The following is a 20,166-nucleotide window of genomic DNA, read 5'->3' as shown; positions in this document are numbered from 1 at the left end:
ATTATGAAGCATGGCGGACACTTGTCTTTGCGGGCCAATCAGCCGCGCGCGCTGTCCGTATCGCTGTTGTTGTCGAGCTGCTTTTGAATGAGCTTGCGTTCGAAGCCATGTACAATGTCCTTCGATACGGTATTTTCGCTCACATGGTCTCCCAGATTATTGATCACATCTCCTAACGCTAGCGTCGTCGGCGCGTCTGCCCGCCCGGTGCGCGCCGCCTGTTCTTCAAGCAACTTGGCAATGCCGACACCGCCGCCATCCGCCATCTTGTTTGCCATGGCTTCCGCCATCATGGACTTCCAGTATTCACCGGCAATCCCCTTCCCGAAGGTCGCCGTCGTGTCACTGGTGAACATCGACTGCACGAAGGACTGCAGCATAAAGGCCTCAAACTTGCGATAGGCCGGATTGGCTGCATTCTGCGCGTCCGGCCGCATGCTGATCCCAGCCGCAAGGCTGTCGGAAAAGCTGGCGAAATTATCCCGTGTCAGCCCGCCGACGGCGGCGGATGCCACCGCGGTTCCCGATGCGGATGGCGCTCTCAACCGTTCCGCCACCCTACGATAGGCTTGCGGATCGGCAGCACGTGCCACGTCCATCACGAGATCTGACGGCGGATTGATCGCCATACATCACTTCCTTCTTTTAGAGCGCGTTTCGATCCGACTGAATCAGATCGACGCTCTAACGTTTAGTTTTGTCGCGCATCTCGCCCCCAAAAACCGCTTCGCATTTTTTGGGATGCACTCTGATCGTCTTGTCGCGCATCTTGTCCAAAAAGCCGCTTCGCACTTTTTGGGATGCGCTTTGTTACTTGCACCATAATGGGTCAAACTTGACTGAAACTTGTGCGTGCGTTCAGCCTCGATCTTGCGCTCAGTCGGGGTTTTGCGGCCCGTTTGTCGTTCTCCGGCTAATAAACTCTTCGATCAGGTTGGAAAGTTCGCGCCGTTCGCGATCATTTTCGGCATCCGTCAGACGATCTTCCAGCAATTCGACCCGCCTCTGTTCCTGCAGAAGTGCCTTGCGTTGTGATTCGAGACGCTGTTCGAGATGTTGCGATTCGGCGGCATTGGCTCCAAGGCGCTTGATAAGCAGTGACGGATCGATATTGAGCGCATCGCCGTCATAGCGGCGATCCTGCATGGCGATGAGCGCCTCGCGTTCTTCATCCAGCGCGCTCTTGCGTGCATTGGCTGCGGCAAGAGCCTGCTCCAGCCGGGCGCTGCCGAGCTTTTGCAGTTCAATGAGTTTCTTGAGATTGCGCGGGTTCGTCATGGCCACCCTTAAAATAGCGCGCGCAACTGCATCGCAGTTTCATCGGTGAAGAAACGCAGGAGTTCCGGCAGGATGAAATAGACAACCAGCAGCCCTCCCCCCAGTACGAACGGCATCGACACGAAGTAAACCGGTATCGTCGGCGTCAGCTTGTTCACCAGGCCGATGGCGAAATTGACGAGAATCGCAAAGACGATGAACGGCGCCGCAATACGCAGCGTTGCCAGAAAGGCTGCCGAAAGCGCATCGGTGAAATCGATCATCGCCGCATCGGGCCGGAACTGCCCGTCAACCGGGATGGCCACATAGGAATTGAGCAGCGCCCGGAATATTTCCAGATGCATGTCGGTAATAAAGAACAGGAACAGCGCGCTAAAGGTGACGATGGTGGCAAGTGTCGCCTGCGGCTCGCTTTCCGTGATGGCATCGGCTGGCGAGCCGCTATAGCCAATGGCCATTGCCATCGTGTTAGCCATGAATTGCAGCGCCCAGAAATAAATATGCGCCAGAATGCCGATAACCGCGCCGACAAACATTTCGCTCGCCATCAGGCGAAACAGGGTCCACGGTTGCCCGGCATCGACAACAGTAACGATACGCTGCAGCACCAGCGGCAGGACCGCAAATGAACAGGCCAGCGCTATATACAGCCTGACCTGCAACGGAATGCGCGCGCTCGAAAGCCCCGGCATCAGCATGAGACACGCGCCGACGCGGCAGAAAGCCAGAACGGCTGCCAATATGATGTCGTTGAGCGGCAGTTGCGCAATCGGCACTCAGACCCCTTTCCGCATATGAATCATTTACCCGTCCTCCTAATCCCCTCATCCTGAGGAGGTGCCCTGAGCGCAGTGAAGGGAACCGTCTCGAAGGATCTTAGAGTTACGAAATCGCGCCGAGTGATTTCACCTCCACACCACGGGCGATTTCGACATGCGACAGCACCGGCAAGGTGGCAAACAGGCGTTCGATAATCATGCGGATGTAAGGTCGCGCTTCAGGTGAGGAAACCAGTACGAAACGTTCGCCATTATCGAAATGCTTGCGGATGACCGTGGACGCTTCCGTGCCGAACTGTTCCAGCAGGCGTGGATCGATATCGAACTCGACGATCTCACCCTTGGCGTCGCGCTTGAGGCTCTGATGAAAGACCAGATCCCAGCGATTGCCGAGACGCAGCACGTTCAGCACGCCATTGTCGGAAAGATCGCCGCAAATCTGCTGCGCCATGCGCATGCGGACGTGCTCCACGATCATTTCCGGACGACGCACCAGCGGCGCGATTTCCGCAATGGCTTCAAGAATCAGATGCAGGTTGCGAATGGAGATGCGTTCAGCGAGCAGCAGCTTCAGCACCGCCTGCAGGCCTGAATAGGAAATATGCGACGGGCAGATATCTTCCAGAAGCTTGCGATATTCGGAGCCGAGACGGTCCAGCAGAATGCGCATATCCTTGTAGGAAAGCAACTGGGCCAGATTGTTGCGGACGATTTCGCTCAAATGCGTCAGCAGGACCGAGAGATTATCGACAGTCATATAGCCGTCGCGGCGCAGATCGGACGCAAAGGTTTCCGGCACGGAATAGGCGCGCATACCGAAGGCCGGTTCGCGCACTTCCTCGCCCGGAATGGACGGGATCTGACGTTCGCCAAGCACAACCAGCGTTTCACCCACGCGCAACTCGTGGCTGGCAACAGCCGTGCCGTGGATTTTAATACGGTAGCTTTTTGGTGGAATCGCGATGTCGTCCGTCACCTTGATTTCGGGGATGACGAAACCGTATTCCTGCGCAAATTTGCGGCGCATCTTGTTGACACGGTGCGCCAGTTCCTGCTGCGAAGCGATCAGGCGGGCAGAGAGCTGCTTGCCGAGGCAAAGCTCGATCTGGTTTGTTTCCAGCGATGCCTTGACCGAGTTGCGCTCCTGCTCTTCCGCTTCGCGCTGCTTCTTGCCCGCTTCCGAAGCTTCCGCCTCGCGCTGGCGGGCCTGACGACGCGGCACCGCAATGCCGATGAAGGCCATTGCGCCACCCAACATGAAGAACGGGAAGGCTGGCAGGCCCGGCATGATGCCCAGAACGAAGAGCAGCATCGCCGCGACCAGAAGCGCCTTCGGATAGGCGCCGAGCTGGCCGAAAATCGCCTGATCGGCAGAACCGCGTGTGCCGCCCTTCGACACCAGAAGACCGGCGGCGAGCGAAACGATCAGGGCCGGAATCTGCGTGACCAGACCGTCGCCGACCGACAATTTGGTGAAGACATCGGCTGCGTGCGCAATATCCATATCGTGGCGCGTGGCACCGATGATGATCCCGCCGAAAATATTGACGGCGGTGATGATGAGGCCCGCAATCGCGTCACCGCGCACGAATTTCGACGCACCGTCCATGGAGCCGAAGAAGGAACTTTCCTCTTCCAGTTCGCGACGGCGGTTCTGCGCTTCCTTTTCATCGATAAGACCGGATGACAAATCGGCATCGATGGCCATCTGCTTGCCGGGGATGGCGTCGAGGGTGAAGCGCGCGCCCACTTCCGCGATACGCGTCGCACCCTTGGTGATGACCAGGAAATTGACGATGATGAGAATGCAGAAAACCACCAGACCGATGACGAAGTCGCCGCCCATCACGAATTGCGAGAAGCCATGGATCACATGACCGGCAGCGAGATAACCTTCGTTGCCATGGGTGAGAATCACGCGTGTCGTCGCGATATTCAGCGACAATCGCATCATGGTGGCGATCAGCAGCACCGTCGGGAACGCGGAAAAATCCAGCGGGCGCTGGATCCAGAGCGAAACCATCAGGATCAGGACTGAAAAGGCGATCGAGAACGCCAGACCGATATCCAGAACGACTGCCGGCACAGGCAGGAAAAGCACCGTCAGGATGATGATGATTCCAACCGCCAGCCCCATATCGCTGCCAGTCAGAAATCCGCTTTTCATGAAGGGTTTAGCCGCTGCCTGCTGCACATCCGTCTCCTGTTACGAAGCGGACCTTAGCTTGTGAAGCTTGCGCGAAGGCTACGCGCTAGAAACCTTTTTCGATGCGCGAGTAGGCAAGCAGCGTGAACGAGTTGATCTGCGCACCGACGAACGGTGCAGTCAGGGCCATCACGACGAAAATGACGATGATCTTCGGCACGAAGGTCAGCGTCATTTCCTGTATCTGCGTCAGCGCCTGGAAAAGCGCAATACCAATACCTGCGAGCATGGCGGCCAGCACCGCCGGACCGCTCGCCATAAGCACGGTCCAGATCGCAGAATTGACGATATCGAGCGCATCGGCCTCGTTCACCGCATCATTCCTAGCTGACCTTAACGCCTGGGCCGATCATCAGCGTCTTGCCATCTTCCAGTTCAGCCAGCATGCCATTGGACTGGATGGTAACGGACTTCACCACGCCCGATACGCTGCCATCGGCATTGGTCAGCGTGCGGCCGATCCAGCCTTCGGCCTGCGTCAGCGACGTGTTGGCGATCAGGGTTTCAAGCTTGCTGTTCATCTGGACGGCCTGCTCGACATTGGAGAAGGTCGCAAGTTGCGAAACATACTGCGTCGCATCCATTGGCTGCGTCGGGTCCTGGTTCTGCATCTGTGTCACCAGAAGCTTCAGGAATGAATTGTAATCGACGCTTGCCTTGTTGGCTGCAGAATTGCTGTTGCTCGTCGTGTTGTTATTAGTCGTATTCGTGCCGATCGGCGGCGTCGTGGTCATGGGTTTACCTCCGCAGATTTCCGGGTTTTGAGCACAGGCAAAGCCGGGCTTTCATGGCCCATCAGTTCGGCCTCGCGTGGATATTGCGCGCGAATTGTCTTGAGCGCCTCGAAAACGCGCCCGTTATGTACCAGCTCGTCGACCAGTTTCAGCGCACTCAGGATTTCCGCATCCTTGAACGCGGCGAACATGCCCCGCAGCATCTGCGCGAAAGTGGTGTGAGCCTGTTCGCGCATGGCCGGTTCGATGAGCATCATCTGCGCCGCGAAATAAAGCTGGCGCAGCGGTGTCGTGGTGTCTTCCGGCTGGAGAACATGGTTTTCCAGAAGAAAGGTCGCATCGTTCAGAAGCTCGAGCGAAACCTTGCGGTCCGCCTTCAGCACAGCGCCATTGATAAAAATTCGTTCGCCAGCCCGCAGCGAGAGGCGGATTGCCGGTTTGCCAGTTTCCGTCATTTCAAAGCCCGTCCCGGATCGACTGAGTAATCTCGATCAGCGTCGCATAATCGTTGCTTTCGCCGAGGCGAATCCGGTCAATCTCCTTGAGCACGAAGATGCCGATGGAGATGATCGCGGCCTTCAGTTCCTTCGGCAGCGCATTTTCCTGCGAACCCAGATCATCGATGATCGCGGTCCAAAGTTTCGTGGTGAAATAGCCGGCATCGATCGCCTCGCGCGAGCCGCTGCCATTGGCTTTCGCCGCCTCGAGCATTTCGATGGAACGGTCGAAAAGCATCCGCTCACGTTCCTTGGCGCTCGCCATATCGTCATTCATGACATCTTCGTAGCGCATCTGATACATGGTGTCTCCGTCTATCCGTACCAGTCGGACGGGCTCGCATCATGCTGCGTCCGTCCTCATTTCATCCCGACTATCTGAGATAGTTGAGCAGGCTCATATTCTGCAACTGAACCGTCAGCGAATACGAAGTTTCGATCTGCGTCTTCAGAGCGTTTACACGCGTCGCTGCTTCAAAAGGATCGACTTCCTCGAGATTGAGTACGGACTGGTTCAGGATCTTCTGCTGCGCCGCGATGCGCGTACTCGCCGCTTCGGTGCGCGACTGGGCCAGACCAAGCGTCGTCTGCTGCGCGGTCGTATCCGTAATAGCCTGTGCGGTCGTCTGCACGGCTTGCGTGGTCAGCGCTGCGAAAGCTTTTTCATTGAGACCTATATTGCCGAACTCGGCAACCATCACAGCCGACATGATCGTCTTGCGGAAACCATCGGCATTCGCCGAAACGGACGTATCCGCCGTCTCGTTCGGCGAAATGCGGCTTTTGATGACATTGACGGAAGCGTCCGACCAGTTGGCGGACCAATTCGCGTCATTGAACTGGTCGGCAAAATCGCCCTCCAGAAATGCCGTCATTTCGTCGGCCGTGATATTTGCCGCCTGCGGATCACCGACCGGAAAGCCGAAATGATCCTGAAATGCCTGACGGATCGCCGCCTGCGCGACCCCGCCGTCGGTATAATCGGCAACCGGCTTCACATCGGTATTCACACCGGCGAAAATATATTCGCTATTGAAGCTGCTGTTCAGCATGCCGGTCACGGAATCCAGCATGGAGCGCGCCGTCTTGGCAATCATGTCGGCGCCGGCATTGTTGGCTCCTGCAAGCGCACCCAGAAAATCCTGCGTGTCCTTGATGATGGTGCCAGCGGCGTTCTGCGTCGCCGTCATGCGTTCCTGCACCAGCTTGTTCATGTCTGTCAGCACGCTCAGGCGATCATATTCCTTACGCAACGATACGGTCTGGCCGGATTTGGAGCCGAGCGACAGGCCGACATCGAACACGGTCCCCGTGGTCGCTTCCTGCTGCGCCTTCAACATCTCGGCCTTGTTCTTCGCTACAAGGGCCCGCAGGGATGACGTTGCGCCATAGGTGGAAATCGATTGCGCTTTCATTGGCCTCACACCGCGTTGAGAAGATCGTCGAGCATTGCGCTGATCGTGGTCAGCACCCGGCTCGATGCCTGGTAGGAATGTTCAAGATCGAGAAGCAGCGCCATTTCAGTGTCCATATCGACACCGTTGGCGTTGGAGAGGGCTGTATCCGCCTGACCGGCAACCGTCGCATTATAGGAGAATTCGCTGTTGGCTTTTTGACGCTTGCCTTCGAGCCAGCTTATTGACGAGGCGCTATAGTCCGTCAGGCTGGAGCTGGTCGCGAGCCCTGCCACCGAATTGAAGGTCATCGGCTCGGAGAATGCTTCATTAAGCGCCCGCAGGCGATCGCTGAAACCTGCCGCACCTTCGCTATTGTATTTGTAATCGGCCCCGTTGGCCCCGCCGTCGCGCAGAAGAAGCGGGCTGCCGCCTTCGGAGGTAACGAAGGCCGAAGACACTTTGATGGTGCCCGCAATACCTGCCGAAATGCCTACGCCGGGGACATCGGGTGATCCGGCCCAGCTAAAGAGACCCGTCTTGTCGGCTCCAACGCCGGTCTGGTCGCTTTCCGCGAACATCGTCACCAGATTTCGCGCGATCTCGTCGAGCTGCATCTGGTATTGTGGCGCGATCTGGTCGCGCAACTGCAACAACCCGCTCAGGCGGCCGGTGCCATAAGGCTGGTCGAACGTCTCGTGATTGAGCGGCACGCCATCCACCAGCACCGCATTGCCAGAAATGCCCGGCGCCAGCACCGTCGATTGCTCGAAGCTCACCTTGCGCGCTGTCGTCTCGAAGAGGGTCACGCCGTTTTCGGCGAAAATGACCATGTCATTATCGCCGCGCATCATGGTTGTGATTCCGATTTCGCCGGAAAGCTGCTTCAGGATCGCATCGCGCTGATCCATGTAGTCGGAGACATCGCGATTGGCGCGCGTTCCACCGACGATCTCCTGATTGATCTTTTCGAACTTGGTCAGAAGATCATTGATGTTGGCGACGGAATCCGCAATTTCACGGTCCGCGTCGTTGCGCAGCGACTGAACCTGTTTGGTTCCGGCATTAAGTACATTGGCGAGTGATTGCGCCGTCGATACGACACTGTCGCCAAGCGCACTGTTGGATGGCGAAGCGGCATAGGTCTGGAGCGCGTCACGCAGATCGCCGATCAGGGCCGAAGGCGACCCCGAATAATTGTCTGCCGAATAAAGCGACGAAAGGCGGTCAAGCCCGCCAGCAAGAATGGAAGAGGAAGAGGCCGAACTGTTCGACTGGGTGAACCTGTTGAACAAGGCTTCATCCGCCGAACGGCTGATACCCACGTAAAGGGAGCCGTAAGGCCCCGATACGAGAGAACTGGTGCGCCGGGAATAATCCGGATCGTTGGCCCTGGCAATATTGCTCGAGACAACGGAGGTCTGCTTGGACGTTGCCGCAAGCGAACTTTTGGCCGTCAGAAGAGCAGAACTAAGCGACATCTTACCCCATCCTACAAGTGCATTCCCGAAGGGCGCGAAGCGGTTTCGCGTCCGGAAATGCGGCTAAAACAAACACTTGGATAGCCCCTGATAATTCCACTGATATCGGAACTGCCCCGTGTGCGCGGACTGTGCCTGTTGCCTGAACAGTCCGTATTCTCAATGTGACAATTCCGGGAAAGGCTCTTCAACCTCGCCCGGAACAGTCCAACTCATCTCTTCAGATTGACCAGAACATCCATGAGTTCGGATCCCGTCTGGAAGACTTTCGAATTGGCCGTATAGCTACGCTGCGCCTCGATCATATCGGTCAGTTCCTGCGCGATATCGGCGTTGGATTCCTCCAGCGTGCCGGACATGACCTTACCCATACCATCGCTCTGCGGGAAACCGAGGCGAACATCGCCCGAGTCCGCGCTCGGCAGAAACACGTTGCCGCTGACGACCGTCATGCGATCCGGGCTTGCCACATTGGCAAGTGGAATGCGCGCCAGAACCTTCTGCGTGCCGTTTTCATAAATGGCAACAACCGAACCGTCATTGGCGACGTCCACGCCCTTGACCGCAGATGGCGCCTGACCGTTAATCTGCGCCTGCGAAATGGTGTAATCTCCCGCGCGCTGCGTCGAAGCCCCCAGATTAAGGTTGAGGCTCTGCCCGCCGTAAGGCCCGAGATCGACCGCTATGTCGCCGGCAGACGTCATCGCGCCGGTGGTCGGATCGAATGTCACCGCCGTCGGACCGCCGACCACTGCGTCATCCGCAGCGTTCTTAACGGTGACGCTCCACTCGTCGGCGCCGGTCTTGGTGAAATAGACGTCGAGCGTGATCTTCTCACCCTTGTCATTGTAGGAGATCAGCGATGTCTTGTGATTGAATTCACCGGCTGCAGGAACCTGATCGGTAGACGGCAAATTAACAGTGAAATTGCCGGACGTGCTGGCTTCCGGCGGCAAGGCCGCACTATTGACATTGATGATGTTCAGGCCGGGAATGGTCAGTGCGCCAGCCGGATCGTTGGGGCCTGCGCCCAACAGATAATAGCCGGCTGAATTGACCAGATTGCCATTCTTGTCAGGCACGAAAGAACCGGCGCGTGTCAAGAAAGTCGAGCCGTCCGCCCCTTGCACCACAAAATAACCGTTGCCGTCGATGGCAAGGTCGGTTGTGGACGATGTAGACCGGATACCGCCCTGATCGGAAATGCCGTAACGAACGTCGGTCAGGACGCTGCCGGAATTGTACTGCCCACCGGTGCTGGGCAACACCAGCGATGAAAACTGGGTTTCCGCACGCTTGTAACCGACGGTGCTTGCATTCGCGATGTTGTCTGCGACCGCCGACAGGCGGTTGGCCTGCGCGTTCATTCCCGAAACACCGGTCCGCATCATACCGTAGAGGCTCATTGGCAGCTCCTGAGAAGTTGTAGCATCCAGCAGAAATTCTGAAACATCTGAACTGGAAACCAAAAAATCGAGCGATCGAACCGGCGCACCGATCCAATCATCCGCAACAAAGCTAATGAACCACGCTTGCGTGAAACTGTAGCCTCGTGACTTTTTACACTTTTACTGAGGGACAGACGCGATTTCGGAAATCAGGGACAGCACTCGAAATCGCGATACGGGGAAATGCAGAGGATGCAGCAATATCACTCGATGTTGATGCAGTAGCCGAGGAAGCGCTTGGAATCGATCGGATCGAAGCCTAGCTGCTCGCGCAATTTCTTGCGTAACTTGCTGATGTGGCTTTCAACGACGTTTTCTTCGACTTCGCTGTCGAAGATACCGTAGATTGCGCTGAAGATCTGCGCCTTGTTCAGGCGGCGACCGCGATTGGCAATCAAATATTCCAGGATGCGGCGCTCGCGGCGTGGCAGCGGAAAATCAATACCGTTGATCTGCGGATCGCGCCCATCGGAGAAAACACGGATCGGGCCAAGCTCCGTGCCACTGTCATTGGAGTTGGCGGACGCACCCGCGCGGCGGCGGATCGCGTTGATACGCGCAAGAATTTCGCGCACATGCACCGGCTTGCGAACAACGTCGTCAACCCCGGATTGAAAAAGCTCCAGCGTATGTTCAAGCGAGGGACGGTCATTGACCGCGATCACGGGTGCCTTGCAGCGTTCACGAATTCGGGCTGGAAGGCGATGCTGATCCGCACATTCGCCAATCAGGAAAGCTTCGATAGCCATGATGTCCTGCTGAGGAACGCTCTCCACCCATTCCTCAAAATCGGTAGGCGTAAAACCTGTTGTCGTGATGCCTTCGCGACCGAACCAGGAAGAGTACCCTTCAGTCACTATATCTCTGTCGTCTACGACAACAATCATCGGCCCGCCTTCCGAATCAATATGTTAGCCCAAGCACGATAGGAATAACTGGCGGAGGGAATCAGCAACAATGGCAATTTATTGCCCGCAATAAATTGGGATGAAATTTAGTATCTACTAATTTATGAGGAATCGCATTGATTGCAACGCGCCTACGTCTTTAGAGGTAAGAACCTTAACCAGACGTTAACGGCTCACGAAATTTTACGATTCTTTACAAGGGCTTAAAAATCCGCTTGCTAAAATAACCACCAGTGGGAGCACCAACCGAAGATTGAACCCTCTTAAGAGAGGTGCACCCGACGGTCTGTTACAACCTGAAAAAATTTACGGGATTCCATTTCAGCCGAAGCAGAAACTTCGCGCCTGCGGCGTCCAGTTTCCGAAGCCGGTGGCGACCATATTCGTCATCACGCGACAGACATAACGCTTCTGGGCAGGGTCGTTATTCGGCCCTGCGTGATAGCGCGCGACCGCCATCGTCCAGTTGCCCTCGCGCTGTCGAAGCTGACGCAGAAAACGCGCCGCATAGTCGACATTGAGGCTCGGCATCAACATCGCAGCCACCGACGGAAATTCCTTGCTGTGATAATAGTAATTGATCTGCATGCAGCCGAGATCGATCAGTTTCGCACCTTCGGCCCGAACCTCATCGAAGCGTCTCACCGCAGCCATCTGCGATGGCATGAATTCGGCACGCCCCTCGATATTCATTGCATAAGGTTGCAGGGAATTCTTGCGACCCGTTTCCGTCAGGCCGACCGCATAGACGATGCCGAGCGGAACATCGTAGCGGACGGATGCGTGATGCATTTCGCGCTCGCAGACATTTTCCGCTTGAGCTGAATCGCTATCAGACAACCAGACCGCGGTTGCGGCCATCATTGCGAGAAATGCCGTTCCCGCTTTCCTGAGCGGCTTGCATGTCCGAACGCTCACGTCCTGCCTGACCGGATTCGCCATTCTGCCTGCCCTCACCACCTGTAAGATTGGCCTGCGCCTGAGTGCCGTTACGCCCGTCGAAGCCTTGCTGCATGTTGAAAGCCTGCGGCTGGCCCGATTGCTGACCACTGGCCTGTTGTTGCCCCGCATTCTGCGTCGCTTGCGCCTGCTGGACCGCACCCGCCGCATTGCGGTCGGTGACGGTGACGGAAATTTTCGCATCGTCTGCGATGCCTGCCGCTTTCAGCGCTTTTTCGATCATAGAGCGATCGGCAGCTAGTGCTTCCGCCGCATGGGTCTTGTCGGCGACGAGATGCACCTCAACACCTTCCGAAGCCACGCGGATTCGTGCTGTCACCGCACCGAGTTCCACTGGATCGAGGCGGATCTGCAAGGTCTTGACCGTTCCGAAACTACGCTCGGAAACCACCTGTATGTCAGCGATCCGGGCTGCCGCCTGCGATGGTGTTGTGGCGGCCTTGATGTCCGCTGGAACATTGCCCTTTGCAGTCGGTTGTTGCTGGATATCGGTTCTGTCGGGCACCTGGCCCGACTGCTGCTGCACCTGCCCCTTGTCCGTTTTCAAGATATTGGCGAGGTCGTCCGGAACACTATCGGTTGGATTGTCACCGGTCGCTTCCGGTGTATCCAAGTTGGCTATCTGATCAGTTTTGGAGCTGGCCGATGGCGTAGCCGCCTTCTTCGAAGACGCATTGTCGGAGGCGCGCTTCTTCTGATCGGCTTGCAGCTCGACACCCTGTTTTTCGACCTGCTCCGGATCGACTTCCTTAATTAAGGCAGAACGGGGATCGGAGGCTTCTGCGTCGTTTTCGGTGATATTTACTGTGGCAAAATTGTGATTTTCCCCCTTCAAATCAGGCGACGAAACGGTCAAAGAAAGGAGATTTTGTGGCAAGGCGAATGCGACCACCGGTTTCGCCCCTTCGTCCTTCTTTCCATCGGCCTCATTCGAACCGGCATTGGCTTCATTTTCACTCTTCTTCTCGACCTTGCCTTGCGGCTTTTCGAGGAGCGAACTGAACAGTTTTGCCGGGTCGGCACTATCCTGTCCCTCACCTTCGGCTTTTGCCTGCGAAGGGCCGGAAGTGCGCGCGAGCGACGCAAGACGGCTGGTGGAATTCAGCAAAATATCAACGCTCATTGAACGGTCTTTCCTAGCAAAGCATCGATCTCGGCAAGCTTGCGCCGCGCATCTTCCATCGTCTTCTGCAAATCGTCTTCCGGCTGGTTCTTGACCGGCTTCAGGCGGACAGCCACAGGGCTAGGGACCGCATTCGGTACCGGTTTTGCCGCCTGATGTTCCTGCGAATCCGCCACCGCCATCGACGGCACGTCCTGTTCGGTGAGGGCCGGCTTTGCAGGCGGCAATGCGTCTGGCGTGCGGGTTACCACCGTGCCGACAGCTTCGGCCGCTTTCAGCAATTTCCGGTCCCGCTCCTGCAATTTGTCGGGTGAAATCTGCGACAGTTCGCGAAGCGCACTGCCCGCCGAATCCGAAGCCACATCGCTTGCCGCCGCGTAGAGATTGGCGCGGGTGGGATCGGCTTTCAGTCTGTCGGCAAGCTTTTTCGCCTCTGCCGACATGAACCGCGCCCGCTCCGTCTGACCATCGACAAGCGCACCGCGCGCGATCTGCAGATAGAGCGAGTATTGCATGACAGGATCAGCCGAGCCGATCAGCTTTGCCAGCTCCGGATTGCCGATACGGTCGTTGAGTTTCACCGCAGCATCGACAAATTGCGCCATGAAATCGCGCATATAGGGCGAACGGGGAAAGCGCTGGAGATAGTTTCGCGACAGGAGCCTGATCTTGTCGGCATCGCCGAGTTTGGCTGCAATCGGCATCGAACGACGGATTGCAGCTTCCTCGAACAACGTGCCCGGCGCATCGAGCCGCACCTGATCGAGCCGCATCAAGGCCGTCGCGGGATCGAAGGCGGTCATCTGGCTGGCCGTTACAAGGACAATGGATGCCTTCAGTTCCGCAGGAACATCGGATGACAGCGGAACCGAAAAAAGCTTCACCACTTCAATCGTCTGGCCGGAAGCATAGGCCAATGCGCCCTTGACCAGTTCCGGCGGCACAGCATCCGTCTTCAGATCGGCAAGCACCTTGCGCACTGCTTCAGGATTGCCGCCATTGAAGAGATAGATGATCGCCGCATAGACGTTCTCCGGGTTGTTCCAGACGTCACCTTGCGCCCGCCCCATATCCGCGCTGACGAAGCCCAGAAGCTTGTTGAGCATCACCACCGCTTCCGGCTTTCCGGCGACAACCTGATCCTGCAACATGCGCAGCGAACGCACGAGTTTGTAGGGCTCCAGCACCGGTAGCGCGCGGGTGTCAGCCAGTGTCTGCGTTTGCGCAAGGGCCGGATAAGCCGCTCCCGCCAGGGAGAAGCCTGCAACACATGCCAGCAAGGAACGCATGGCAAGCTGTTTCATGGAGCGGACTTGAGGAAAATATCGATGCGGCGGTTTTCAGCCGCATTCGGATCGTTGGCGTTCTTCGGCTGACGGTCGGCATAACCCTCCACACGCAGCACCCGCTTTTCATCAAGCCCACCGCGAACCAGCATGTAATACGCCATCTGCGCACGCGCCGAGGACAGGCGCCAATTGTCATAGGTCGCGCTCTTGAACGGGCGCGCATCCGTATGTCCGCTGATGATGACTTCGCCCGGCTGGCGGGAAATCACCTGCGCGATACGCTCCAGCATCTGCACCACGCGCGCATCCGGCTTGGCCGAGCCGATGGTGAACATGCCGTAATCGATCTTGTCGGTGAGCTGGATCATCACACCACCGTCGACCGGCACAACCGTTACATCGGGCATAGGCTCGGCATTCTTTGCCTGTGTGCCTTCTTTCGCGGTTTCGCCCTCAGCCGCCTTTTTCAGATCGGCAATGAATTGTTCCTGCGTTTCAGCAGTCTTTGCGGCCTCCTCCGGCTTCGGCTGGGCTGCTTCCGGCTTGGGTGGAGCGGCAGGTGCTGCATCGGGCGGGGTCAGGTCTTCGACGGCCTTGCTCGACCAGTAATCCGGGCTGAACGGATCCCGATAGGCTTCGCCACCCTCGGCACCCGTTGCCGGACCGGATTGCGATGTGCCGCCATCACCCTCGGCCGACTGGTTCTGCAGAACACCGGTTTCATGGGCAAGTTCCGACAGGACAGCATAGGGCTCGCGGAAAAGCTGGCGCTCTTCCTGATCGCTTGGCGGCGCAACTGTCGTATCGTTGATGACCCTGGTGCTGTTTTCGACCTTCTGGTCGCTTTCATAGCGAACCTTGCCGTCTCTTTCCTCGACATCCTGCACGCCTTTGGGGCTTGAATGCCGATCCATCAGCTTGACGGGATTGAAATAGCTTGCAACCGCCGCCTTGGTTTCCTCATTGGCGGCATTGATGAGCCACATGACGAGGAAGAAGGCCATCATCGCGGTCATGAAGTCGGCATAGGCGATTTTCCACACGCCACCATGATGGCTGTCATGATCATCATGCCCGCCGCGGCGAACAATGATGATCTCACGCTTGGTTTCGGGATCGATGTTCATTGAACCGCAGCCTTCAATTCTTCAAGAAGCGGCGCGATGCGTGTTTCAAGCATTCGGTCGCCAAAGGAAAAGGAAAGTTCGTCCGCACCGGTTTCCGAAAACCGGCAGCCTGACGGAAGCAAGGGCGCATGATCGTGCAGCGGCGCAATCAATCGCGCAGGACCGGAGATTTCCGGTGCTTCGCCATCGAGCGCCAGCGCTGCAATGCGCCGTGCGAATTCCGCGACTGCCTCACGTTCCATTTTTTCTGCCAGCAAAGGCATCAGGATTTCAGCAATCTGGGCGGAGAAATTTCGTTCAAGTGCGGTCAACGCGTCGGTCAGGCTGCCTGCCAGCAACAGGGCCTGCTCGCGCGAGAAGGTAGCGCGCAACGTTTCGATCTCGGTCTCGTGCTCGCGGACAAGCCGTGCCCTCTCAGCCTCGTAAAGCGCTTGAGCCTCCCTGTGGCCATCCTCGCGCCCTGCTTCGAAAGCCACCCGCTTTTCTTCCTCGGCGGCGATAACAGCAGCGACTTCCGCCTGCTCGACAGCGGCAGCTTTTTCGGCCGTGGCAGGACGTTTCGGTGCATCACTGCCTGTTTGCGCAACGGGCGTTTGTTTCAGCGGCTTCTGCGGCGCCGGAGCAGCAATGATCTCGACCGCCTCATCCTCGATATGATGGGTCGAAAAATCGGGAAGATAACGGCTGAGGGAAAGCGCGCTCATCGTCAGGCCGCCTCACGCTCCGGCATCACCGACGCCTTTACTGGCTGCGTCTCGCGGCTGGCGGCGGTTTCATGGATCCACTGCTTGAGAACGGCGGCAACGCGCTCCTCATCCATGTCGATCATCTGTTCCAGACGCAGCTTTGCGGGCATGCGCATGCGCTGGCGAAGATCGCTGAGGCTCGTCTTCATCTGGTCGGCATAGGCCTCGGGTCCGCCAATGACGGCCTGCACGCCGTCACCTGCCGCTTCGCCACCGACGAAATTCGGCATTGCCACTTCACTGGTCTCGCGGACAGCCACTGCCGTGCCTGCAGGCTTGGCATTCTGGTCACGCAGCAGCGGGCGCAGACCGAACCAGATCAGGAGACCAACGGCTGCAAGAATGGCGAGCGCATTGACATAGGAGCCGCTCTGGCGAAGCACCGTATCGGTCCATGGCGTGGAGACCGGTTCCATATCGGCACCAGCAGGATCGAGGAAGTTCACCGCCGTCACGTTGATGACGTCGCCGCGATCCGCATTGAGACCGGCTGCGGTTGCAACGAGATCGCGGATCTTGGTGATCTGCTGATCGACAAAATTGGCTGGCGGCGGCGTGGTTCCCGCAGTTTCCAGAAGCCGCGCCTGATCGATGACCACGGCAATGGACAGCCGCTTGACGGCATAGCCGTCGCTGACGGTGGAAACCGTCTTGCTGTTCATTTCGTAATTGGTCAGTTCCTCGCGGCGATCGGTCTTTTCTGTCGAACTTTCACCGTTCCGGTTCTGGATTTCTTCCTGCGGGATGTTCTGTTCCACGCCAGTTGCATTGTCGTTGCGATTGTTGCGGGAATCGCCGCTTTCACGGACAACACGCACCGAACGCTCGACGCGGGATTCAGGGTCGTAGGTCGTCTCGTTGATCTGGCGGCGGTCCGTATCGAGTACGGCCTGAACGCTGGTTTGGAAATGTCCCATGCCGAGATAAGGCGCCAGCGCTTTGCGGATGCTGTCATCCACATTGCCCGCAACCTGCTGTTCCAGCGAAGCCGTCATGAGGGCTGCGCCATTGGCTGCTTCGCCGGCCGATGCCAGCAGACGACCGTTGGTGTCGAGAACGGTAACGGCGGAAGCATCGAGCGATGGAACGGCGGCGGCGACCAACTGTCTGATGGATTGGGCGGATTCAGCAGAAAAACTGCCTTCGGCGCGGATGACGACCGAGGCTGAGGGCTTCTGATCGCCACGACGGAAAGAACCCTTTTCCGCCAGAACGATGTGGACACGAGCGGCTTTCACACCACGAATGGCCTGGATGGTGCGGGCGATTTCGCCTTCGAGCGCTCGCACACGGGTAATTTCTTGCATGAACGAGGTGAGGCCGAGCGACCCCATATTGTCGAACAGCTCATAACCGGCATTGTTCGAGGTCGGCAGGCCCTTTTCGGCCAGATACATGCGGGCATTTTCAGCTTTGCCGATGGGCACGAGGATGGACGAGCCATCGGCTTTCACATCGAAAGGAATGCCAGCTTCACCGAGCGCAAGGCCCATGCGGTTCACGTCGTCGCGCGAAAGACCCACATAGAGCGTCTCGTAGGAAGGGCGGCTCAGATAGATGCTCGTATAAAGGATCGCGCCCATGAGTGCCGCGCCCACAAGTCCGAGCGCGATGAGTTTTCGCGCGCCGAGCTTGCCGAGCGTAGCCTTGAGCTGTTCGATCAATTGCTGAAAATTCTGCTGCATCCACACCACCGCCATAATGATGGATGCAAACTAGCCCGCGAAGCTTGCGCGAAAGTGGCGGCTGATGAAGCAGGTGCTCCCGGAAACTGGAAATGAGCGCAAAGAATTGGGGCGCGGAATAAATCCCGCGCCCCATTTTCCGCCCAAAGACATCCGATCCGATCAGGTCGGTTCGGATGCGAACCCCTGATTTGCCTGAGAACTCGCGAGCGCCAGCAACCCGGCGCCCTTGCTGTTTACTCAGATTAGCCGCGGAACAGCGACAGGATGACCTGCGTGCTCGAATTGGCAATCGAAAGCGCCTGAACGCCGAGCTGCTGCTGGGTCTGGAGAGCCGAAAGGCGAGCCGATTCAGCATTCATGTCGGCATCGACGAGCTGGCCAATGCCGCGGTCGATAGCATCGATCAACTTGCCATTGAACGACGACTGCGAGTCGATACGGGTTGCAGCAGCACCGAGGGTTGAAGCGGCATCGCGCATCTTGACGACCAGAGCTTCGGCTGCCATCGCATCGGCCGGAGCCGTGGTATAGTCGGCTTCAAGATCGTATGCGGAGACGTCGAGCGTGTTCAGGGCAGCCGTACCGCCGCCAGCCACCGAGGTATAGCCGGTGGTGATGGTCACGTCCGCACCGCCCGACTTCAGCAGGTTGATGCCTTCGAACGAAGCCGACTTCGCGATGTCGACGATCTGTGCGGAGAGCTGTGCAACGTCAGCATTGACGATAGCGTCATCAACGCCCGGCGTGCCGAGGGTTGCCAGCTTCGCCTGAATCTGCGTGCCAAGCTTGATCGCTTCTTCCAGACCGGTAACAGCCGTATCGACAACGGCTTTGCCAACGCCGAGCGTGTCCTGAGCGGCGCTGAGCGTGGCGCTCTGGCCGCGCATGCTGGTTGCAATCGACCAGTAAGCTGCGTTGTCGGCTGCGGTCGAAACGCGTTCGCCGGTGGCAATACGGTTCTGGGTGGTTGCGAGATTCTTGTTGGTCTGCGACAGGGTCTGCAGTGCAGTCATCGCAGAAGCGTTGGTAAGAAGACTTGCCATGGTATTTTGCCCCTTGGGAAAAACAATACGAGGGACAGGCCGGATTTGAAATTACCGGCATGGTGGAGCGGCATCATGCCTGTTACCGCGTTACGCGCGGAACCCACCATGAGCCGACAGTTAGAACCCAAACATTAAATAAAGGCTAATTTATTCGGTCGAAATTTAACGGATTTGCAGATTCTCACTCAGAATTCTGGCTTGCGCAATCCGAAGCGTACCAAAATGGGTCAAGAGAAGGAGCGTATGAGGCTTCCTACCAGAATATTCCAGCCGTCGATCAGCACGAAGAACAGAATCTTGAAGGGTAGCGAGATCACCGTCGGCGGCAGCATCATCATACCCATGGACATGGTCAGCGTCGCGACGACGAGATCGATCACCAGAAATGGCAGCACGATCAGGAAGCCGATTTCAAAACCGCGCCGCAGTTCCGAAATCATGAAGGCTGGAACCAGCACGCGGAAATCAACAATGCCATCATCGCCGGTACGGAAGGATGGATCGGCGAGGTCTTCGAACAGACGAAGGTCCTTGTCGCGCACCTGACCCATCATGAACTCACGGAAAGGCTGCGAAATTTCGGTGAAGGCGGCCTGCTGCGTGATTTCATTGCGCATGAGAGGCTGCACGCCATTGTTCCAGGCCCGGTCAAAGGCAGGCGCCATGACATAGAACGTCATGAATAAAGCGAGCGAGATCATCACCATGCTGGCGGGCGCGGTCTGGAGGCCGAGCCCCGACCGCAAAAGCGAAAAGGCGATGGCGAAACGTGTGAAGCTCGTCACCATGATGAGCAGGCCCGGCGCAATGGAGAGCACCGTCAGAAGCCCGAACAACTGCACGATCTGGCCGCTCGCAGCCCCGCTTCCCGCAGGCAGCAGATTGTCGAGCGTCAGCGCCTGCTGCGCCTGTGCGGAGACGGTGAGAACGAGCGTCAGGACGACGCCAAGGCCAAAAGTTTTCTTCATTCCACTACCAGCGCCGAGATGAAGATGCGATCAACCGCACCTTCCGAACGCAGGCGCGCACGTTCTTCGAGATCGGAACGCAGATAGGCAAGCCCGGCCGCGCCTTGCAATTGCATGAGGTTGACGCTGCGCAGGAAGCTCAGGAAATCGTCGCCGACGCTTGCCGCCATCGCCGCCGGAATTTCATGCCCCGGCTTTGCCACCAGTGAAGCTTCAAGGCGCACCCATGTATTCTGCGGGATGCCGAGATTGGTGATGATCGGCTGCAAGGGCACGACAGTGCCGATGGCGCGCGATTCGAAATCGCCGCGTTTCGGCTTGTCTTCCTTGCCGGAAGGCTTGGCCGATACCAGCTGATCGGCGGAAATCATACCGCCCAGATACCAGCCGCCGCCGCCAGCGATGACGGTCAGGACAGCGACAGCCGTAAGCAACCCCGTCAAGGAACTCTTCGCCTTGCCATCCTTTTCCGTTGCCGTCGTATCGCTCATGCC

21 protein-coding genes are annotated in these 20,166 nt (G+C 57.6%); all 21 read right to left on the bottom strand.

Annotated elements, in window-relative coordinates; all coding sequences use genetic code 11:
• Positions 1-38 precede the first annotated feature (38 nt).
• On the bottom strand, positions 39-629 hold the full coding sequence (locus CQZ93_RS17205; RefSeq protein WP_105543835.1) for a rod-binding protein: 591 nt from the start codon (positions 627-629) through the stop codon (positions 39-41).
• Between the two features lie 247 nt (positions 630-876).
• Positions 877-1,278, bottom strand: coding sequence for a hypothetical protein (locus tag CQZ93_RS17200; RefSeq protein ID WP_105545189.1), 402 nt, complete (start codon positions 1,276-1,278; stop codon positions 877-879).
• Positions 1,279-1,286: 8 nt separating this feature from the next.
• On the bottom strand, positions 1,287-2,054 hold the full coding sequence (gene fliR, locus CQZ93_RS17195; protein WP_105543834.1) for a flagellar biosynthetic protein FliR: 768 nt from the start codon (positions 2,052-2,054) through the stop codon (positions 1,287-1,289).
• A gap of 106 nt (positions 2,055-2,160) precedes the next feature.
• A complete protein-coding gene (gene flhA / locus CQZ93_RS17190) occupies positions 2,161-4,224 on the bottom strand; it encodes a flagellar biosynthesis protein FlhA (RefSeq protein ID WP_181153479.1) in 2,064 nt (687 codons plus the stop codon).
• An 85-nt stretch (positions 4,225-4,309) separates the two neighbouring features.
• Positions 4,310-4,576 carry a flagellar biosynthesis protein FliQ gene (gene fliQ, locus CQZ93_RS17185; protein WP_105543832.1) on the bottom strand — a complete coding sequence of 89 codons (267 nt, stop codon included), beginning with the start codon at positions 4,574-4,576 and terminating at the stop codon, positions 4,310-4,312.
• A 10-nt stretch (positions 4,577-4,586) separates the two neighbouring features.
• Positions 4,587-4,997 carry a flagellar hook assembly protein FlgD gene (flgD, locus tag CQZ93_RS17180; RefSeq protein WP_105543831.1) on the bottom strand — a complete coding sequence of 137 codons (411 nt, stop codon included), beginning with the start codon at positions 4,995-4,997 and terminating at the stop codon, positions 4,587-4,589.
• On the bottom strand, positions 4,994-5,452 hold the full coding sequence (gene flbT, locus CQZ93_RS17175) for a flagellar biosynthesis repressor FlbT (RefSeq protein WP_105543830.1): 459 nt from the start codon (positions 5,450-5,452) through the stop codon (positions 4,994-4,996). Before flbT ends, flgD begins: the two co-directional genes overlap by 4 nt.
• Position 5,453: 1 nt before the next feature.
• Positions 5,454-5,798, bottom strand: coding sequence for a flagellar biosynthesis regulator FlaF (gene flaF, locus CQZ93_RS17170; RefSeq protein ID WP_105543829.1), 345 nt, complete (start codon positions 5,796-5,798; stop codon positions 5,454-5,456).
• Between the two features lie 70 nt (positions 5,799-5,868).
• Positions 5,869-6,909 (bottom strand): flagellar hook-associated family protein, encoded by a 1,041-nt coding sequence (locus CQZ93_RS17165; RefSeq protein ID WP_105543828.1) that lies wholly within the window; start codon positions 6,907-6,909, stop codon positions 5,869-5,871.
• 5 nt (positions 6,910-6,914) lie between these two features.
• Positions 6,915-8,369 carry a flagellar hook-associated protein FlgK gene (gene flgK, locus CQZ93_RS17160; RefSeq protein WP_105543827.1) on the bottom strand — a complete coding sequence of 485 codons (1,455 nt, stop codon included), beginning with the start codon at positions 8,367-8,369 and terminating at the stop codon, positions 6,915-6,917.
• A gap of 212 nt (positions 8,370-8,581) precedes the next feature.
• Entirely contained in the window at positions 8,582-9,775 is a 1,194-nt protein-coding gene (locus CQZ93_RS17155; protein WP_105543826.1) for a flagellar hook protein FlgE, read from the bottom strand.
• Positions 9,776-10,020: 245 nt separating this feature from the next.
• Positions 10,021-10,704 carry a flagellar transcriptional regulator FtcR gene (ftcR, locus tag CQZ93_RS17150; protein ID WP_105543825.1) on the bottom strand — a complete coding sequence of 228 codons (684 nt, stop codon included), beginning with the start codon at positions 10,702-10,704 and terminating at the stop codon, positions 10,021-10,023.
• A 342-nt stretch (positions 10,705-11,046) separates the two neighbouring features.
• A complete protein-coding gene (locus CQZ93_RS17145; RefSeq protein ID WP_105543824.1) occupies positions 11,047-11,589 on the bottom strand; it encodes a transglycosylase SLT domain-containing protein in 543 nt (180 codons plus the stop codon).
• Positions 11,558-12,808, bottom strand: a complete 1,251-nt coding sequence (fliK, locus tag CQZ93_RS17140) for a flagellar hook-length control protein FliK (RefSeq protein WP_105543823.1) — start codon at positions 12,806-12,808, stop codon at positions 11,558-11,560. The genes CQZ93_RS17145 and fliK overlap by 32 nt, the downstream gene beginning before the upstream one ends.
• Positions 12,805-14,112 (bottom strand): chemotaxis protein, encoded by a 1,308-nt coding sequence (locus tag CQZ93_RS17135; protein WP_105543822.1) that lies wholly within the window; start codon positions 14,110-14,112, stop codon positions 12,805-12,807. Before CQZ93_RS17135 ends, fliK begins: the two co-directional genes overlap by 4 nt.
• The gene (locus CQZ93_RS17130; RefSeq protein WP_105543821.1) at positions 14,109-15,224 is read right to left on the bottom strand and encodes a flagellar motor protein MotB; all 1,116 of its coding nucleotides are present in this window, start codon (positions 15,222-15,224) and stop codon (positions 14,109-14,111) included. Before CQZ93_RS17130 ends, CQZ93_RS17135 begins: the two co-directional genes overlap by 4 nt.
• The gene (locus tag CQZ93_RS17125; protein ID WP_105543820.1) at positions 15,221-15,928 is read right to left on the bottom strand and encodes a hypothetical protein; all 708 of its coding nucleotides are present in this window, start codon (positions 15,926-15,928) and stop codon (positions 15,221-15,223) included. Before CQZ93_RS17125 ends, CQZ93_RS17130 begins: the two co-directional genes overlap by 4 nt.
• A gap of 2 nt (positions 15,929-15,930) precedes the next feature.
• Entirely contained in the window at positions 15,931-17,670 is a 1,740-nt protein-coding gene (gene fliF, locus CQZ93_RS17120) for a flagellar basal-body MS-ring/collar protein FliF (RefSeq protein ID WP_105543819.1), read from the bottom strand.
• Positions 17,671-17,900: 230 nt separating this feature from the next.
• A complete protein-coding gene (locus CQZ93_RS17110) occupies positions 17,901-18,701 on the bottom strand; it encodes a flagellin N-terminal helical domain-containing protein (RefSeq protein WP_105543818.1) in 801 nt (266 codons plus the stop codon).
• A 230-nt stretch (positions 18,702-18,931) separates the two neighbouring features.
• Positions 18,932-19,672 (bottom strand): flagellar type III secretion system pore protein FliP, encoded by a 741-nt coding sequence (gene fliP, locus CQZ93_RS17105; RefSeq protein WP_105543817.1) that lies wholly within the window; start codon positions 19,670-19,672, stop codon positions 18,932-18,934.
• A complete protein-coding gene (locus tag CQZ93_RS17100; protein WP_105545188.1) occupies positions 19,669-20,163 on the bottom strand; it encodes a flagellar basal body-associated FliL family protein in 495 nt (164 codons plus the stop codon). The genes fliP and CQZ93_RS17100 overlap by 4 nt, the downstream gene beginning before the upstream one ends.
• Between the last annotated feature and the right edge of the window lie 3 nt (positions 20,164-20,166).

The sequence above is a fragment of the Ochrobactrum vermis genome (assembly GCF_002975205.1).
GTDB classification, from domain to species: domain Bacteria; phylum Pseudomonadota; class Alphaproteobacteria; order Rhizobiales; family Rhizobiaceae; genus Brucella; species Brucella vermis.
This window is presented reverse-complemented; position numbering and strand designations above follow the sequence as displayed.